The organism is Burkholderia singularis (assembly GCF_001718875.1).
In the GTDB taxonomy this organism is placed as follows: Bacteria; Pseudomonadota; Gammaproteobacteria; order Burkholderiales; family Burkholderiaceae; genus Burkholderia; species Burkholderia singularis.
The window spans coordinates 1,437,262-1,454,510 of sequence record NZ_CP013449.1; the positions used below are offsets into that span (position 1 = coordinate 1,437,262).

Annotated in this window: 14 protein-coding genes and 1 pseudogene; 8 read left to right on the plus strand and 7 right to left on the minus strand. The window is 62.3% G+C overall.

What is annotated here, in order from left to right:
* Positions 1-233: 233 nt before the first annotated feature.
* A complete protein-coding gene (locus tag AQ611_RS21775; protein WP_059520229.1) occupies positions 234-539 on the plus strand; it encodes a DUF4148 domain-containing protein in 306 nt (101 codons plus the stop codon).
* 167 nt (positions 540-706) lie between these two features.
* On the opposite strand, the gene AQ611_RS21780 is transcribed toward AQ611_RS21775, so the two are convergent.
* Positions 707-1,717 (minus strand): LysR family transcriptional regulator, encoded by a 1,011-nt coding sequence (locus tag AQ611_RS21780; RefSeq protein WP_069236029.1) that lies wholly within the window; start codon positions 1,715-1,717, stop codon positions 707-709.
* Positions 1,718-1,921: 204 nt separating this feature from the next.
* Here AQ611_RS21780 and AQ611_RS21785 point away from each other — a divergent pair, with 204 nt between their 5' ends.
* The 3 genes from AQ611_RS21785 (at position 1,922) to AQ611_RS21795 (ending at position 6,311) form a co-directional block, all read left to right on the plus strand.
* Positions 1,922-4,126 carry an FUSC family protein gene (locus AQ611_RS21785; protein ID WP_069236030.1) on the plus strand — a complete coding sequence of 735 codons (2,205 nt, stop codon included), beginning with the start codon at positions 1,922-1,924 and terminating at the stop codon, positions 4,124-4,126.
* Between the two features lie 143 nt (positions 4,127-4,269).
* Entirely contained in the window at positions 4,270-4,482 is a 213-nt protein-coding gene (locus tag AQ611_RS21790; protein WP_069236457.1) for a hypothetical protein, read from the plus strand.
* 170 nt (positions 4,483-4,652) lie between these two features.
* Positions 4,653-6,311: a histidine-type phosphatase gene (locus AQ611_RS21795; RefSeq protein ID WP_069236031.1), complete on the plus strand. Its 1,659-nt coding sequence runs from the start codon at positions 4,653-4,655 to the stop codon at positions 6,309-6,311.
* Here the strand turns inward: AQ611_RS21795 and AQ611_RS21800 are convergent.
* The gene (locus AQ611_RS21800) at positions 6,302-7,432 is read right to left on the minus strand and encodes a DmpA family aminopeptidase (RefSeq protein ID WP_069236032.1); all 1,131 of its coding nucleotides are present in this window, start codon (positions 7,430-7,432) and stop codon (positions 6,302-6,304) included. The two genes, AQ611_RS21795 and AQ611_RS21800, sit on opposite strands and share 10 nt — an antisense overlap.
* Positions 7,433-7,465: 33 nt before the next feature.
* Entirely contained in the window at positions 7,466-8,872 is a 1,407-nt protein-coding gene (locus tag AQ611_RS21805; protein WP_083237506.1) for an APC family permease, read from the minus strand.
* Between the two features lie 122 nt (positions 8,873-8,994).
* Between AQ611_RS21805 and AQ611_RS21810 the strand changes: the two genes are divergently transcribed.
* A complete protein-coding gene (locus tag AQ611_RS21810; RefSeq protein ID WP_069236034.1) occupies positions 8,995-9,795 on the plus strand; it encodes a helix-turn-helix transcriptional regulator in 801 nt (266 codons plus the stop codon).
* A gap of 228 nt (positions 9,796-10,023) precedes the next feature.
* On the opposite strand, the pseudogene AQ611_RS21815 reads toward AQ611_RS21810, so the two are convergent.
* The 3 genes and pseudogenes from AQ611_RS21815 to aptA form a co-directional block, all read right to left on the minus strand.
* A pseudogene (locus AQ611_RS21815) lies at positions 10,024-10,527 on the minus strand (murein hydrolase activator EnvC family protein); the annotation flags it as partial.
* A 215-nt stretch (positions 10,528-10,742) separates the two neighbouring features.
* On the minus strand, positions 10,743-12,260 hold the full coding sequence (locus AQ611_RS21820) for a CoA-acylating methylmalonate-semialdehyde dehydrogenase (protein ID WP_069236035.1): 1,518 nt from the start codon (positions 12,258-12,260) through the stop codon (positions 10,743-10,745).
* A 287-nt stretch (positions 12,261-12,547) separates the two neighbouring features.
* The gene (aptA, locus tag AQ611_RS21825; protein WP_069236036.1) at positions 12,548-13,903 is read right to left on the minus strand and encodes an omega-aminotransferase AptA; all 1,356 of its coding nucleotides are present in this window, start codon (positions 13,901-13,903) and stop codon (positions 12,548-12,550) included.
* A 102-nt stretch (positions 13,904-14,005) separates the two neighbouring features.
* Between aptA and AQ611_RS21830 the strand changes: the two genes are divergently transcribed.
* Together AQ611_RS21830 and AQ611_RS25880 are read left to right on the plus strand one after the other, a co-directional pair.
* The gene (locus AQ611_RS21830) at positions 14,006-14,971 is read left to right on the plus strand and encodes a LysR family transcriptional regulator (protein ID WP_069236037.1); all 966 of its coding nucleotides are present in this window, start codon (positions 14,006-14,008) and stop codon (positions 14,969-14,971) included.
* 342 nt (positions 14,972-15,313) lie between these two features.
* On the plus strand, positions 15,314-15,832 hold the full coding sequence (locus AQ611_RS25880; RefSeq protein ID WP_146011782.1) for a hypothetical protein: 519 nt from the start codon (positions 15,314-15,316) through the stop codon (positions 15,830-15,832).
* Positions 15,833-16,113: 281 nt separating this feature from the next.
* On the opposite strand, the gene AQ611_RS21835 is transcribed toward AQ611_RS25880, so the two are convergent.
* A complete protein-coding gene (locus AQ611_RS21835) occupies positions 16,114-16,374 on the minus strand; it encodes a hypothetical protein (protein ID WP_059520220.1) in 261 nt (86 codons plus the stop codon).
* 302 nt (positions 16,375-16,676) lie between these two features.
* Here AQ611_RS21835 and AQ611_RS21840 point away from each other — a divergent pair, with 302 nt between their 5' ends.
* Positions 16,677-17,147, plus strand: coding sequence for a DUF3761 domain-containing protein (locus AQ611_RS21840; protein WP_069236038.1), 471 nt, complete (start codon positions 16,677-16,679; stop codon positions 17,145-17,147).
* Positions 17,148-17,249 lie beyond the last annotated feature (102 nt).

Consider the following 17,249-nt stretch of genomic DNA (forward strand, 5'->3'; position numbering starts at 1 on the left):
CCCAGCACCGGCGTACCGGAATGACCACACACCGCATGCAACACGGCGCCGCGCAATACGACGCCATGTTCTGCCGTGCGCCTCATATCGATTCAATGTTGTTCGATCTGGAAGGCTGCAAACCGGCTTCGAGGGTTTTTCCACACGCGGCGACTCCATAAACTGCGTATCGACAGTTCGGATCACTAGACGCGAACTACGTCGAATCGCACTGAATCATCTCGGAGTTCTATATGAAATCGATCGTCGCCACTGCCGCTGCCGCGCTGATGCTCGCCGCACCGGTCGTCTCGTTTGCGCAGCAGCCGTCGAACCAAGGGCCCACGCGCGCCCAAGTCATCCAGGAACTCGTCGACCTCGAATCGGTCGGCTACCAGCCGGCACGCGGCAACGACGCGAATTACCCGGAAGACATTCAAGCCGCTCAACAACGGCTCGATCAGAAACGCCTCGCCCAGAAAAAGGCGGCGACGTCCTACGGCGCGGCCGTCAGCGGCACCGTCGAGGCCGGCAAACCTACCGCGGCCCGCGTCCAATAAGCGACGAATAAGCGACACCTCCCTTCGCACGCATTCCGTATGCGCGGCATGACGTGCGAAACGCGCGCGCAACACAGCTGAGTTCAAACCGGTCAAATGTGTCGCACACTTATCGCGACCGTTTCAGGCACCTCGAAAACGCTGAGAAATCCGCACTGGTTCGTGCATCAATGCGTCAACGTCCGTTCGGAATCGGCAAACGCCTCCCGCGCAACCGCACAGGCAGTCTGCGCCGCCTCGGACGTCTGCGCGCCGATCGAAGACAACACCGCCTCGTCACGCGCGATCATCTTGGGCATATGAAAACGCAATGCATCCACCCAGGTCCGGACTTTCGCATCGATAAAGCGCCGTGACGCATAGAGCGCGTAAACGTTCATCTTCTGCAGCCGATACGCGGGCAACACGCGCACAAGCATGCCGCGCCGCAAATCTTCGATTGCCGCGTAGAGCGGCAGCATGCCGATGCCGATACCGGAACGAATCGCCACTGCGAGCGATTCGGCGGTGTTGGTCTGCACCGGCCCTTCCACCTTGATCGTCTCGGTGCCCGCCGGCCCTTCGAGCTGCCACTCGTGCGACGGAAACGCGGGCGTGCACAGCGTCAGACACGCATGCCGCGCGAGATCGCGCGGGCTGCATGGTGCGCCATGCGCGCGCAGGTAAGCCGGCGTCGCGCAGAGGATGTTATAGGTCGAACCCAGCAGATGCGACACCAGCTCCGAATCGGGCAGCGCGGCGGCCGTGACGACTGCCATGTCATTGGTGCCGTCAAAGAGATCGGGCATTCGTTGTGACAGCGTAAGCTCGACCGACACATCCGGATGCTGCTCGCGATACGCAGTCAATGCAGGCAACACATAATGTTGGCCAATGCTTGCAAAGCTATGCATGCGTAACACGCCCGCCGGACGCTCATGCGCGCGGCTCGCTTCTTCCTCGGCCTGGTCCACGTCGGCCAGAATCTGCCGGCAGCGCAGCAGATAGCGCTCGCCGGCCGGCGTCAGTGCCAGGCGGCGCGTCGAACGATTCATCAGGCGCGTTCTCAGCCGGGCCTCGAGTTCGGACACAGCGCGCGACATCGCGCCCGTCGTCGAATTCAGCGATTGCGCGGCTGCCGTGAAGCTCCCCGCTTCCACCACACGGGCGAATACCCGCATGTTCTGTAACGTATCCATGCTGGTTCGAAACTTGTCGAAGAGCCGCTATTGTCCTCCAGCACCCGGTGTCGATTGTTACCTCTGTTGCAACGATGGTTTCCTCGTAGTTTTGTTAATACGCATGCGCGACGCTCCTACAATCGGCGCCGCTCCAATCGATCCGGCGCCGCCGCACAGATTGGGGCTCCCCGATCAGCACCGTTACGAGCATTCGCCCTTGTCATGAAAACCGAGCCTGCGTCATCGCGATTCTGCATCGATCCTCAACGATGGCAGTCGCGGTGGCCGGTGTTCGTCAAGCTCGCTCGGGACTGGGCGAAGAGCAGCGGACTTGTGTGGCTTCATCTGACGAAAACGGTCTCGGCGGCGTTGCTTGCGATGGGTATCGCCATGCTATTCGACATGCCGCAGCCGCGCATTGCGATGACGACCGTCTTCGTGCTGATGCAACCGATGAGCGGCATGGTGTTCGCGAAAAGCTTTTATCGAATCGTGGGCACCGCCGTCGGGCTCGCCGCCGCGTTGGCCCTGGGCGCACTGTGCGCGCAACAGCCTGAGCTTTATATGACCGGCATGACGCTGTGGGTCGCACTCTGCATTACGGCGGCCGTGCGCAACCGGCATTTCCGTTGGTACGGCTACGTGCTTGCCGGCTATACCGCCGCGCTCATCGGTCTGCCAGCCGTGATGGCGCCGAATACGCTGTTTCTCGCGGCGCTCACGCGCGCGAGCGAAGTCAGCGTCGGAATCATCTGCTCGGCCACGGTCAGCGCGATCGTATTCCCACTCAGTGCGAGCAACGCATTGATGCGCACGTTGAACACGCGTCATCGCGATTTCATTGCATTCGCCGCCGGCACGTTCGGCGGCCTCGTCGAACGAGGCACGTTCGAGCGGCGTTTCGCGGATTTCGTCGACGGCATCGTTGGTTTCGAGGCAACCCGCGCGTTCGCCTCGTTCGAAGATCCGCGAATTCGCGCGCGCAGCCGAAGGCTTGCGCGGCTCAACAGCGAATTCATGAATGCATGCGCGCGGCTGCACGCGTTCCATCAGCTGATCAAACGATTGCGAACAAGGCATGCGAGCGACGTGCTCGCTGCCGTCGGTTCGCATATCGAATCGTTATCGGCATTGCTCGGCAAGCTCGGCGCCGAGTTCGAACGCGACGGGAACGCGCACTCGTTGACCATTGCAGCACTGAGCGATTACCTCGCCGCGCTGCCCATGCGCGCGCGTGCATCGCGCCGAATCATCGAAGAGCATGCACGGGCCGGCTTGCTCGATTTCGATACCGCGATCGAACTGCTCTATCGCTTCGTCGACGAATTCCTCGGCTATGCGCAGACGCATGCGTCGCTCGCGCTGGACAGTCACGTTCTCGAACGCTCGGTTACCCGTTATGCGGTGAAGACCAACCGCTATTTCGTCGGCTTCACGTTCGTTCGCACGATCGTGGCGATGGGCTCGATGAGCGCATTTTGGATCGCTTCGGAATGGCCGAGCGGCGCATTCGCGGTAATCGGCACCGCCATCGCGTGCGCGCTCAGTTCGAGCGCCGCGCGCGCGAGCCGCTTCATCGCACAGATGGCGGCAGGTGCGGCGGGCGCGACGCTCGCCGGCTACCTGTACCTCTGCTACGTGTACCCGAACATCGACGGTTTTGGGCTGCTATGCGCAGCGCTCGCACCAACGCTCGCATTCGGTGCGTTTCTCGCGACGCTGCCCGGCAAGTCCGGCTACGGAATCGGCTTCGTCGTGTTCTTCTGCCTGCTTGCCGGGCCGGACAACGTAATCGCCTACGCGCCGGACGTGTTGCTCAACAACGGGCTCGCGCTGATCGTATCGATGCTCACCACATCGCTCGCCTTCGCGGTGATCTTGCCTACCGAGTCGCCCTGGCTTATCGGCAAGATTACACGCGACCTGCGCCGCCAGGTCGCGCTCGCGTGCAACGGTCCGTTGCCCGGCTTGGATCAGCGGTTTCAATCGAGCACGCATGACTTGATGTCGCAGTTGCGCAACCTGCTCGTCAGGCGCTCACGTGGTTATCGCAATGCGATGCGCTGGATGCTCGTCACGCTCGAAGTGGGTCATGCCGTCGTCGATCTGCGCAATGAAATGCAAGTCTACTCGAGCACGCCAACCGTGCCCGCGCCGCGTTGGACGACGCTCGTCGGCGCGGTATCCGACACGCTGCCGCGCCTATTCGAATCGCCCGACGCCCACCGGCTCGCAACCGCGCTGAAGTCGGTCAGTCTCGCGATTCGGGCGCTTCAGCATACGCAACATATATGGCATGCGATCCCGGACGAACGCCGGCGCATGCAGCGCATCGCCAGTTGTCTGCATTTCATCCGCAGTGCGTTGATCGACCGGGACACACCGTTTCGCCGGTATACGCAGGCGCGCACGCCGCGTCGACGCTGACGCCGCCCTTTATCGATATGGCGCGTGAATCGTTGTTCGATATGGAAAGAAGCTCTCCAACACCGACGATTAATCAGCTCGAATCCGAGTCATATAGTGTCGTCAACGCCAAGCAAGGCGTTGAACATCAAGGAGAAAACAACATGAAGTCGCTGTGTGCCGCTCTCTTAGCCCTGTCGATTGGCACCGCTGCAATGGCATCTCAAGGACAAACCGCCGCCGGCGCGAACCCTCAATCGGCAAGCCGCGCCGAATCCGTTCTGCAAAACGGCCGAGTGCCCGCTCATCAGAGCCGCAAGCAATCGGGCGAGTGCGTGGGCCCCGTCAGCTTCTGCAATATCTATTTCGGCAGCTAAACACTATGTTCGCCGCAAGCGGATGCGAACGGAAAGCGTGCGGGACGCTTTCCGTTCGATGACTTCAAGCTGTCAAATAGTTTTGCGAGACTGCGCGATCGACCGACCGCCGCGCACCGCTTCCACAAGCGGCGGCGCCCTATGCCTTTCCATTGCGCGCTACCACCCCGATGAAACGCCACCTCGCCCGCCTCTTCGGACCGATTCTGCTATGCACCGCATTCGCCGGCTGCAATTCGGATAACGTCAACGACAATCCGCCGCCCAGCGCTGCGTCGAACGCCGTACCCCATACTCCCGATACACCCGCGTCGACGCCCGCTCCGGCTCCTGCTCCGGCTACACCAACCTATTATCAAACGAAAACGCCGTATCGTCCGCTTCAGGATATTTCGGCATACGAAGCGCCGCCCGCCGGTTATACGCCGATCTACACACAAATGGTTGCACGCCACGGTTCGCGAGGACTGTCAGGGTTCAAATACGACGGCGCAATCTACGACATGCTGCAAAAGGCTGATGCAGACGGTGCACTGACTGCACTCGGCCAGCAACTCAAAGCAGATACGTTCACGTTGATCAAGGCGAACGCGCTGCTCGGCCACGGCATAGCGGGCATCTCGGCTCCCGGCTACGGAAATTTGACGCAAGCGGGCATCAGCGAGCATCAGCAACTCGCCTCGCGCCTGCTGCAACGGATGCCGGCGTTGTTCGACGCTGTCGCGGATGCATCCGGCGTGTCGCGCCGCAAGATCGTCGTCGTCAATTCCGGTCAAGACCGCGCAGTCGATAGTTCGACCTATTTCGCGAATGCACTCGTATCCGCACGGCCCGCACTCGCCTCGGCGATCGTGCGGCCCGCCGCGCCGGCAGGTTATCCGCAAGGCACGCCAATCGCACAGCCGGCGGGCGTCAATCGATTTCTGTTGTACTTTCATGCGCTGAAGCCCGCAACCGATCTCGTGACGTCGAGCGCCGATCCGTACTACGCGACATATCGCGACAGCCTCGCCTATCAGGCCTACGCGAACGATCCCGTCGTCGCCGCGAAGCTCGACGCAATCACGCAAGCGCCGCAAACCGCACAGGTCGCACAAACTGTCCTCGCCGCGTTGATGAAACCCGATTTCGTCGCGAAACTCGGCACGGCGGGCTATACATTCTCGAATAGAGGTACGTATACGTTCACGTCGGCGGACGGCAAATTCAGCAACACGCTCAACGGCGACGGCAAGACAAAGATCAAGTCCGCCACCGACGCAGCAAACGTACTGTACAACCTATTGCAAATCGCACCGGCGATGGCGGCGGAAACCGGCGGCGTGACGATGGAGCGCTATATCGCCGCGCCCCAGGCCGAATATCTCGCCTATCTTCAAGATGCAGAGGATTTCTACACGAAAGGCCCAGGTGTGGCCGAATCCAATCCGATAACCTATCGAATGGCTCAACGGCTGGCCGATGACTTCTTCAATGAAATCGATGCTGTCGCGCGCGGCGATTTGACGAATGCGGCGACGCTGCGTTTCACGCACGCCGAGGTCATCATTCCGTTCGCATCGATTCTGCAGCTCAAAGATGTATTCGTTCCCGTGCCGCAAGCGCAAACCTACACGTATGCAAACAACCCTTGGCGCGGCGAAACCGTATCGCCGATGGCCGCGAACCTGCAATGGGACGTATATCGCAACGGCTCGCGGCTTATCGTGAAGATGCTGTACAACGAGCGCGAAACGGATTTTCAACCCGCTTGCGACGGCGCACGAATCGCAGCCGGCAGTCATTTTTATGACTACGCCGGCCTGAAACGCTGCCACGGCTATAGCTGAAGCTGAGCGTCACGCGCGGGCCGCCAACCAGTCTGCCGCAATGCATCCGTCAGCCGGGCCGCGCCAAGCGCCTCGACGCGGCATCCACGCGCAGCAAGATCGGTCGCGGCGACAAGCGCGTTGACGATCGCTTCCTCCACCGCCTCCGCCGCCGCCTCGAACAGCGCGGAAATATGCGAATCGGCGACCATCCGCACGTCGAGCGTCGCAGCGGCGGCGCATCCGTAGCTCGCAATCGGCAGCCCGCTGTTACCCGTGGCGAACGCAACGAAGATATCGCCGCTCGAATTGTCGGTGCCGCCGCCGGCTCGCGCGAGCCCGATGCTGGCCCGCTGCGCAAGCCGCCGGCATTGATGCGGCAGCAGCGGCGCGTCCGTCGCAAGTGTCACGACGATCGAGCCCATTCCCGGCTCGCCCGCACCCGGCACGCGAAACGGCGAATGTACGTCGCGCAGCACCTCGCCGACCGGATAACCGGCAACGCGCAGTGCCTCGCGCTGCCCATAGTTCGCCTGCACGAGCGCGCCGACGGTCCAGCCGCCTGCCGTCGCGTCGACGACACGCGACGCGGTGCCGATGCCGCCCTTGAACTCGTGGCAAATCATTCCGGTCCCGCCGCCGACGCTGCCTTCGTCGACCGGCCCGGTACGCGCAACGGCGCGTGCATGCGCGACATGCTCGCCGCGCACATGTTGCCCCCAGATGTCGTTCAGGAGTCCGTCGAACGTCTCCAGCACAACCGGCATGCACCAATAAACCTGCTCACGATCACGCACGCCGCCCTCGGCACGCTCGGCCGCAATCAACGCGTCGCGCACGACGCCGACGCTGTGCGTGTTGGTATACGCAATCGGCGTGGTCAACAACCCCGCCTCGCGTATCCATTCGAGCCCTGTCGCGTCGCCGTTGCCGTTCAGCACGTGCACACCGGCGAAGCACGGTTCGTCACGCGCGCGGCTCACGCGCGGCTCGATCACCGTCACGCCGGTATGCGCCGACGCATCGCCTGCATCGACGTGAATCGTATGATGGCCGACCCGCACGCCCGTCACGTCGGTGATCGCGTTGAAGCGTCCTGGCCGGCCGCGGCCGATGCGGATGCCCAGATCCCGTGTGCGCATGTCGCTAGTCCTCCTGATGAATGGATGCGTGAGTCAAAGCTGCCGGAATGGGACACTGCGGCGGACCCAGAGCGCGTAAGCCGCGAACGCGACGCCGGCAATTCCCGCAATGATGTACAGATCCGTCGGCCCGGCCGCGGCAGCGAGTGTCGTATAAAGCGTATAACCCGCGCCGGCGATTGCAACGATCGGCGGCAAAGGCCACCACGGCATCCGGTAATGATGCTCGACATCGCGTCGCAGCACGCGGCTCGCGAGCGCGGCAATACCGACCGCGAGATAGACGAGCAGCAGTAAATCGACGGTAAAAGCGGTCAGTTCGTCGAGACTCGACACGAACACGAGCAGCATCGACGGCACGGCCAGCGCCAGTGTCGCGCCCCACGGCGATTCAAAGCGTGAATGAATGCGCGTGAAGGCAGCATTGCACGCGGGCGCCCACATTGCATGCCGGCCGCTGCTGTACAGCAAACGGCCGGTCATGATCACGATCGCGATGATCGCATTGAACACCGATAGGAAAATGCCCGCGCTCACGACGCGCGATACGGCGGAACTGCTCAATGAACGTATGACATAGCCGATCGGGTCCGGACTTTTCGCGAGTTCGACGAACGATGGCGCGCCGATCACGATCGCGCTCAGCGGTACCAGTTCCACGGCAAGCACCACCGCGAGCGAGCAGATCACGGCTTTCGCGACATCGCGATTGCCGCCTTCCAGATCCTCGGCAAGGAAGACGGCCGTGCCAAAGCCGTTGTAGCAGAAGATTGCCGTTCCGATGGCCGGTATGATCGCCGCGAGTGTCACGGGTACGAGCGCGTCGCCGCTCACGATGACCGGATTGACGAACGCAAACGCGGATCGGTGCGGCGCCGAGAACCCCAGATACGCGATCAGCGCGAGCACGAGTACCTCGATCACGAGGAACCCCCCAGTAATCCACGCATTGGTACGAATATTCAGGATGCCTAGCGCATAACTCGCGAACACGATCGCGAGCGCCACAGGCTGATTACCGATATGCGTGCCGAGCGCCGCATTCAGATAGGGGGCAGCGCCGCTCGCGAGCACCGCCGGAATGAATGCGTTGACGGCGAGTACCGCGGCAAACGTCAGGTAGCCAGACAATCCACCGAACACGCGCTTCACCATCACGTACTCGCCGCCCGCACTGCGATGGGCCGCGCCCAGTTCCGCGTAGCAAAGCGCAAACGCAAGCGCGAGCAAGCCCCCGAATACGAAAGACATCACCGCGCCACTGCCCGATTGCCGAATCGCGAACGGCGCGATCACGAAAATAGAGCTTGCCGGCGTCACGCCCGACACGGTGATCATCACGACGTCACGCACGCTGAGCGAGCGCACAAGCGCATCGGCCGCTCGCGCGTCGCGCGGCGCGTCGGACGTCGTGCTCGAAGGCTCCGATATCATCGCTATCTTGCTCTCCTTTGCCGCCGGGTTTTTGAACGCCCATACTCGGGCTATGCATGGCGCGCAGTCTAGGAAGACAATTTGCGCGTGCCAATTCCCCTTTGTAGGTACGCCAATCTGGGGCGTTTATGGATCGATTGTTCAGTGAAGTGGCGATGCATCAGGCGTTCGGACGGGCACTCGAGCATCTCGGCGAGCCGCGCTTCTGGCGCTTGCTGATCCTGTTTCTCAACGAGCTGGTGCCGTTCGACAATGCGCTCGCGACCGTAATCGGCGCCGACGGCGTGCCTGCCGTGCTCGACGAATATGACACCGGCGGCGCGGGCCAGCCATCGCCCGTGCCGCTCTATCTGGACGGGCTGTATCTGCTCGATCCGTTCCTGCAGGCCGCCCAGGACGGTCTCGCGGACGGTTGTTACCGGCTCGAGGAAGTCGCGCCGGACCGGTTCAGGCAGAGCGAATATTTTCTGAGCTATTTCCGCGACGCAGTGGGCGAAGACGAATTGCAGATCATCGTGCGTACACGGCCTGACGAGATGCTGTCGCTATCGCTCGGCGCACGCACCCGTTTCGACTCCGATTCGCTCGGCCGTCTGTGCGCGTGTTCGCCGTGGTTGATCGCGACACTGCGCCAGCAGCGCAGGCTGCAAAACGACAGTGCGCACGGCCGCACCGACAGCGACCTTGCGGTACGCGTCGAGCGTGCGCTGGCACGCTTTGGCGCCGAGCGTCTGTCCGAGCGCGAGATGGCGATCGCGCGGCTCGTGCTGCGCGGCAACTCGTCGAAGGCGATCGCCGAGCGGCTCTCGATCTCGCCCGAAACCGTCAAGGTACATCGCCGGCACCTTTATTCGAAACTCGGCATTGCATCGCAGCCCGAACTATTCTCGCTGTTCCTGCAAGCGTTAGGACAAAATGACGCACGCTGACGATTCGCGCAGCGTGCGAGCATGCAACCACGTCACTGCATACAAGGCGACGGCTTCAAGGAAGTTTGGCACGTGGTCAGGCCATCGCCCTAAAAGGCGGTCTGCCCGCGACGGCATCGCAAACGGGCGGACAAACGCGAAGGCAGGTGGCAAGTCCGCGACGATCGATCGGATTCCCGAACGATCGGATAAACGATCACCGGCGTTCGCTGCCCGCCCGCTGAGGCTTTATTGAGGCGGCAGATATTTCAGCGGATCGACAGGCACACCGTTGCGGCGGATCTCGAAATGCAACATCACGCGACTCGCATCGCTGCTGCCCATCTCGGCGATCGTCTGCCCTTTTTCGACCTTGTCGCCTTCCTGGACCTTCAGCACGCGATTGTGCGCATAGGCGCTCAGATATGTATCGTCATGCTTGATGATCACGAAATTGCCATAGCCGCGCAGGCTGCTGCCCGCATACGCGACAACGCCGCCTGCGGCCGCCTTCACGGGCTCGCCCGCCGTGCCGCCAATGTCGACGCCTTTCGTATTGCCGACTGGCTTGAGAATCGGACCGCGCACCGGCCATGCGAAGGCCGGCGTTGATGCATCCGGCAATGGGGACCGCTGAAGGGACGACTGCGCGGACTGCGTCGCGCCGGCAGGCGGTTTGCCCTGATAGCCGGCAGCAGGCGCCGAATTCGGTGGCGTCGCACAGGCGGCGAGCATTGCAGCAGCAACCACGCCGGTCACGCGCGACGCTAACGTGAACGATTTTCGAACGCAGCGATGAGTAGGTTTGGACGACGACATCATCGGTATCAACATCTCCTCGTAAACAATGCAAGTGCGCCGCGCCAACGAACATCCGTCGACGCGAGGCCGGAGATTAATACCACGCGACACCGAATCAATGCCTATCGCTTTCAAAAAATTACATCGGCCGTTCTATTCGGCACGGTCTATCGACTCGACGGGAAGCTGAACACCGCGCCCTCGCGCACGCCGGCCGATGGCCAGCGTTGCGTGATCGTCTTGCGTTTCGTATAGAACCGCACCGCGTCCGGACCATAGGCATGTAAATCGCCAAACAGCGAGCGCTTCCAGCCGCCGAACGAATGATACGCAACCGGCACAGGCAGCGGCACGTTGATGCCGACCATACCGACCTGGATGTTGTCGCTGAAGAAACGCGCAGCCTCGCCGTCGCGCGTGAAAAGGCAGGTGCCGTTGCCGTATTCGTGAGCATCGACGAGCGCCATTGCTTCGGCGAGCGAAGCAACGCGCACGACGCCGAGTACCGGCCCGAAAATCTCGTGCTGATAGATCGGCATTCCGGGCTTCACGTGATCGAACAGGCACGGGCCGAGATAATAGCCCCCTTCGTGGCCGTCGATCTTCACGCCGCGCCCGTCGACGACAAGCGTTGCGCCGGCGGCCACACCCGCGTCGACGAAGCCAGCCACCCTGTCGAAGTGCTGCTTCGTGACGAGCGGCCCCATATCGACGCCCTCACCGGCACCGGGCCCCACCTTCATCTTCTCGATCTCGGCCTTTAAACCTTCGACGACCTGGTCCGCCGTGTCGTCGCCAATCGCGACGACGAGCGGAATCGCCATGCAGCGCTCACCGCACGAGCCATATGCCGCCCCCATCAACGCACTCACCGCGTTGCCGATATCGGCATCGGGCATCACGACCGCGAAATTCTTCGCACCGCCAAGCGCCTGCACGCGCTTGCCGTGCGCGCAGCCAATCGTATAAATGGATTCGGCGACCGGCGTCGAACCGACGAAGCTTACGGCCTTGACGCGCGAATCGGCAAGGATGACGTCGACCGCCTCCTTATTGCCGTTCACCACGTTCAGCACGCCGGGCGGCAGCCCGGCGTCGAGCGCAAGCTCGGCCATCCTCAGCGTGGACGAAGGCGTGCGCTCCGACGGCTTCAGCACGAACGTGTTACCGCAAGCAACGGCCATCGGCCACATCCATAGCGGCACCATCACCGGAAAATTGAACGGCGTAATGCCCGCGACGACACCGAGTGCCTGAAACTCGCTCCACGAATCGATCGCCGGCCCGACGTTCTTGCTGTGCTCTCCCTTCAGCAGCTCGGGCGCATAGCTCGCATACTCGACGTTCTCTATCCCGCGCTGCAACTCGCCCATTGCATCAGCGAGCACCTTGCCGTGCTCGGCCGTGATCAGCGCGCACAACTCGTTCGCATGCTCTTCGAGCAGCGTCTTGTAACGGCTCATCACGCGCGCGCGCTTCAGCGGCGGCGTATTGCGCCACGTGGGATACGCCGCCTGCGCGGCCGCGATCGCGGCTTCGACGGTCGGCTTGTCGGCGAGCGTCACGCTCTTCGCCGATACGCCCGTTGCCGGATCGAACACCGGCTGGACACGTTCGCCGCCGCCGACGCGCTTGCCGTCGATCAGGTGGCCGAGGGTGGAGGTCACGTTGCTGTCGTGTTTCATCGCGAAGGTTCCTGCGATCTCGGGTTCGAATGGGTCGAAAAAAAGCGGCGGCGCGACACGCGGCTCATTGCAGGCCAGGTGTGACGTCGCTCGCCGCAACGGGCACAAACTCGGTAACGCGCTTACGGGCGAGCGGTCGATCGCCCGCGGGCTGAGCGGCCGGTCCCGGTCGGGCAGCCCGCGGCGGCTATTGGCAAACGCCGGCGGTAAACCCGCGAGCGCGGGACCATCAAGACGGCGGGCACCGCATCCGCCGACCGCGCAGTACGGCCGTCAGCCTGCCGCGCTCAATCAGTCGCGAGCAGCGCGTCGTTCAACGCGCCGATCAAATCTTCGATCTCGCGCTTGTCCGCGACGAACGGCGGCGCGAGTTGAATCGTGTCGCCGCCATAGCGCACATAGAAACCTTTTTGCCAACAGCGCATCGCGATCTCGAAGGGGCGGCGTGCGGGCTCGCCCGGCGCGTGCGCGATCGTGAGCCCAGCCGCCAGACCGCAATTGCGAATGTCCGTGACATGTCTCACGCCCTTCAGGCCGTGCACGGCGGCCTCGAAGTGCGGCGCGAGCGCGCGCACGCGGCCGAGCGCATCCTCCTTCTCGAGCAGATCGAGTGCGGCAACGCCTGCCGCGCACGCGACCGGATGCGCCGAATACGTATAGCCGTGAGGGAATTCGACCATGTAGTCAGGGCCGCCTGCCGCCATGAACGTATCGTGGATATCGCGCTTCGCGATCACCGCGCCAAGCGGCTGCGCGCCATTCGTCACCTGCTTCGCGACGTTCATGATGTCCGGCACCACGCCGAACGCATCGGCGCCCGTCATCGCGCCGGTACGGCCGAAGCCGGTGATGACTTCATCGAAGATCAGCAGGATGTCGTGCGCGGTGCAGATCTCGCGCAGCCGTTGCAGATAGCCCTGCGGCGGCACGATCACGCCTGCCGAGCCTGAAAACGGCTCGACGATCACCGCCGCGAGGTTCGACGCATCGTGCAGCGCGATCAGATCGAGCAGGCGGTCGGCCAGTTCCGCGCCGCGCGCAGGCTGCCCGCGCGAAAACGCGTTCTCCGGCAATTGCGTATGCGGCAGGAAATCGGCGTCGATGCCTTGACCGAACAGCTTGCGGTTCGGCCCGATCCCGCCGACCGAGATGCCGCCGAAGTTCACGCCGTGATAGCCCTTCTCGCGGCCAATCAGACGCGTCTTGGTGCCCTTGCCTTTCGCGCGCCAGTACGCGCGCGCCATTTTCAGCGACGTGTCGGCCGCCTCCGAGCCGGAGCCGGTGAAAAACACGTAGTCGAGTCCGGCGGGCGTCAGCGCCTTGATCCGGTTGGCGAGTTCGAACGATTGCGGATGGCCGAACTGGAATGCAGGCGAATAGTCGAGCCGCGCGATCTGCCGGCTCACCGCGTCGGCAATCTCCTTGCGGCCGTGGCCGAGGCCGCAGCACCAGAGGCCGGACAGGCCGTCGAAGATCCGGCGGCCGTCGGCGTCGATATAGTACGCACCTTCGCCCGCGACGATGATCCGCGGGTCCTGCTTGAACTGGCGATTGCCGGTAAACGGCATCCAATGCGCGTCGAGCCACTCGGCGTCGGTGCGCGGCGGCGTGTCGAGGGTCTTGGGATCTGTCGGGGCGTTCATGGCGGTCTGCGCAGCGCGCGGAGGTTGAGAAAGATATTGCGCATTGTCGAGTCGACAAATAGTCTTTTAAATATCGCAATATCAATGTTTACTTGAGCATTCATGCAAGCAAAAAAACCGAAGAGCCGTGCGCTGCTCGGCCAGCTCACCGATATGGATCTGCGCCTGTTGCGCGTGTTCAGGAGTGTCGTCCAATGCGGCGGGATGGCGGCGGCCGAGCTGGAGTTGAACATCGGCATTTCGACGATCAGCCGGCATGTGAAGGATCTCGAAACGCGCGTCGGGCTCGTGCTGTGCCGGCGCGGGCGCGCAGGCTTCACATTGACGCCGGAGGGCCAGACCGTCTATGAGGAAACGCTGCGGCTGCTCGCGTCGGTCGAGGCGTTTAAAAGCCGGATCGACGGCATCCACGATCGGATGGGCGGCGAGCTGCACGTCGCGATATTCGACAAGACCGCAACGAATCCGTTATCGCGGCTGCCCGACGCGATCGGCCGCTTTCACGATCAGGCGCCCGGCGTTGCGCTGAATCTGCATGTCGCATCGATCAACGAGGTCGAGCGCGGGGTCATCGACGGCAGCTATCAAATCGGCATCATTCCCGCGCATCGCAGTTCAGGCAGCCTGGTCTACACGGACCTATTCGACGAGCGGATGCTGCTCTATTGCGGCGCGGGCCACCCGCTGTTCGACGCGCCGCACGGCAAGCTGACCTGGCGCCAGGTGCGCGACTACGCGTTTGCCGGGCTTGGCTACCATTCGCCGAACATGGACGTCAGCCATCGGGCAAAACTCACGCGCAGCGCGACGGCATCGGATCAGGAGTCGATCGCGACGCTGATTTTGTCCGGTCGCTATCTTGGCTTTCTGCCGGATCATTACGCGGAGAGTTTCGTGGCGAAGGGATGGATGCGGCCTGTTGCGCCGCAGCGGTTTCGCTACGCATGCCGGTTCGTGAGCTTGTTGCGACGCTCGCCGCAGCCATCGAGAGCAGCGCTGCTATTTCAGGGGTGTTTGGAAGCATCGCACGGGGCAATGCCAAGCCGCCCGGCAAACCGGGCATATTGACGGCACAAATAGCGGCCCCGTTTTAGGTCACGCCTGCTCGAGCTGAATCGCATCATTCTGATTCGATTGAGGCAGGAATGATCGTTTTATGCGTTGCAATTCCGGGGCAATGATTGCGGGAACGACATACGCGCACCGCGTCGCGCCGTATGCACTCGCCGCCAAGCGTTTATCTGGCGTCCGTCATCTGCCCGTTGCGCTATGGCCACGCCGGATGTCTAGCGGGCGACGTTCCCCGGTCACCTTCGGCAGCAAGCAACAATAGTATAAAAATATCCCAAATAAATATTACATATGAACGCCGGATACCCGTAATTTCAATCGAATCGACGGAGGTCTTCCATGAATAAATCACATCTCCCCATTCGCTTAAAATTAAGTTTGGTTGCATTTTCGTTTGCTTTGATAGGCAGCGCTCATGCGGACTTACCGATGACCATCCCGGTCACATGGAAAAATTGGAAAGGCATCCCCGGCCACGACGTGGCCTATCACGTCAGTCTTATCGATCATACTTGCCTTGCCGATTTCGGTCCCGAATCATTTGACGTTTCGACAGACGGGCAAGTAACCATCAATTTAAAGCGCTTGTTGGCGACCTGCCTCTTTGACATTTCATGGACCGTGACAACAAAACTGTCCAATGGAAAAATCGCCAAAGTTCGGGTTCGGTATTGGGAACCGCTGATTGGCCGCGGCCAAGTGAATGTCGAACATCGCCCTCCCGCTCCGGCATTTTTCCTAGAGGTAAAATGCAACGGTAAGCGGTGTGTCAATCGTTCGGTGGACGGAGGAGAAAACGGAGCGGTCATCCAGGCAACCGGTAGTTCGGTCGTTTACCTGTTGTCACGCACGCTCTAATCAACCAGCCCACCTTCGCGTCATGCCATACGCGGATGGAAAGCACGCCGAGAAGGCAGCGGTGGCCAACATGGCGGCTTCGACTGCTGCGCCGTTCCCGCGCCCTTGTCATTCGGATGCGTCAACCAGGGGACACGAGAAGCTGGGACTTCACGGCGGCGCCGTTCAGCACAGACGAACGCGCGCAGCAACGTGAAAACATAAAAACGAAACACCAATACACCGGAGCGCAAGCGCCGAAACGCAACAGCAAGCCCCCCTCGCTGCGTTTCCTTCGACGATTACGCCGCCTCCGGCGGATGTGCCTCCAGCCATGCGACGATCTGCTGCTCGGCTTGCAGCGGCGTCACGGTTTCGCCGGTCGCGAGCACTTCATATTTGTAAGGATCGGCGCCGTCGAGGTTATCAGCCTCCGGTTGCGCAATCGTCCAGCGCCAGTCGATCCGATCGGCGATCGGCGACGGCGCGCCTTCGATGCTGCAACGGCATCCGTCGATTTCCGCGACAAAACCGGTGGCGGTCGGCTCAAAACTCGCAAACACGGCAACTCCCGTCGATATGTCATAGCAGGCCGCGGCGCGGCCGGTTCGCGAGTATCGCACGATCGCAGCGTCGGCTAGCGTGCCGCGCGGCTAAGCCTGCCGCCGCGTTACAGATTGTCACGGATCGTTGCATTAATGCACGATTCTCCACGCCGCGAGCGTCAACCAATCGACTGCAACAAGAGTTATTGACGGTACTGGCGCACTGAATCGCGTCAGGGCTGCGCCCTCTTCGAAAGAAAGCGCGCACGCACGGATCACGCAAGTGAATCTGCGCCAATCCCATACAGTCAGGAGTCGAAATGAAAAAGACCGCAATCCTCTCGGCGCTCGCCGCCGGCTTGTGCATCTCGATCAGCAGCTTCGCGCAAGTCCCCGCGAATGCGCCCGCCGGCACGACCGGTCTCTGCAAGGACGGCTCGTACTACTCGGGCGCATCGAAAAAAGGCGCGTGCGCCGGCCATAAGGGCGTGAAGACCTGGTACGGCGCATCGGCGGAAACCGCCGCAAGCGGCGCGTCCGCCACGACGGCGCCGGCCGCTGCCGCATCGGCTCCGGCAATGGCATCGGGCACGGGCGCCTCGACGAAGAGCATGGCAAAGAGCACGGCGGCCGCGGGCGCGCCCGGCCAAGTGTGGGTCAACACCGGCACCAAGGTCTACCACTGCCAGGGCGACAAGTACTATGGCAAGACCAAGCAAGGCTCGTACATGTCGGAAGCAGATGCGAAGGCGAAGGGCTACCACGCATCGCACGGCAAGGCCTGCTCGTAACGCGGCCGCGCCGGCGCGGCTTACGCTGTGAGGCGCGCCGGCCGCCGCTGCACCCGAGCGGCATATCGCCGGCATCGCGGCATCGCGTGCCGGCTTTTGCCG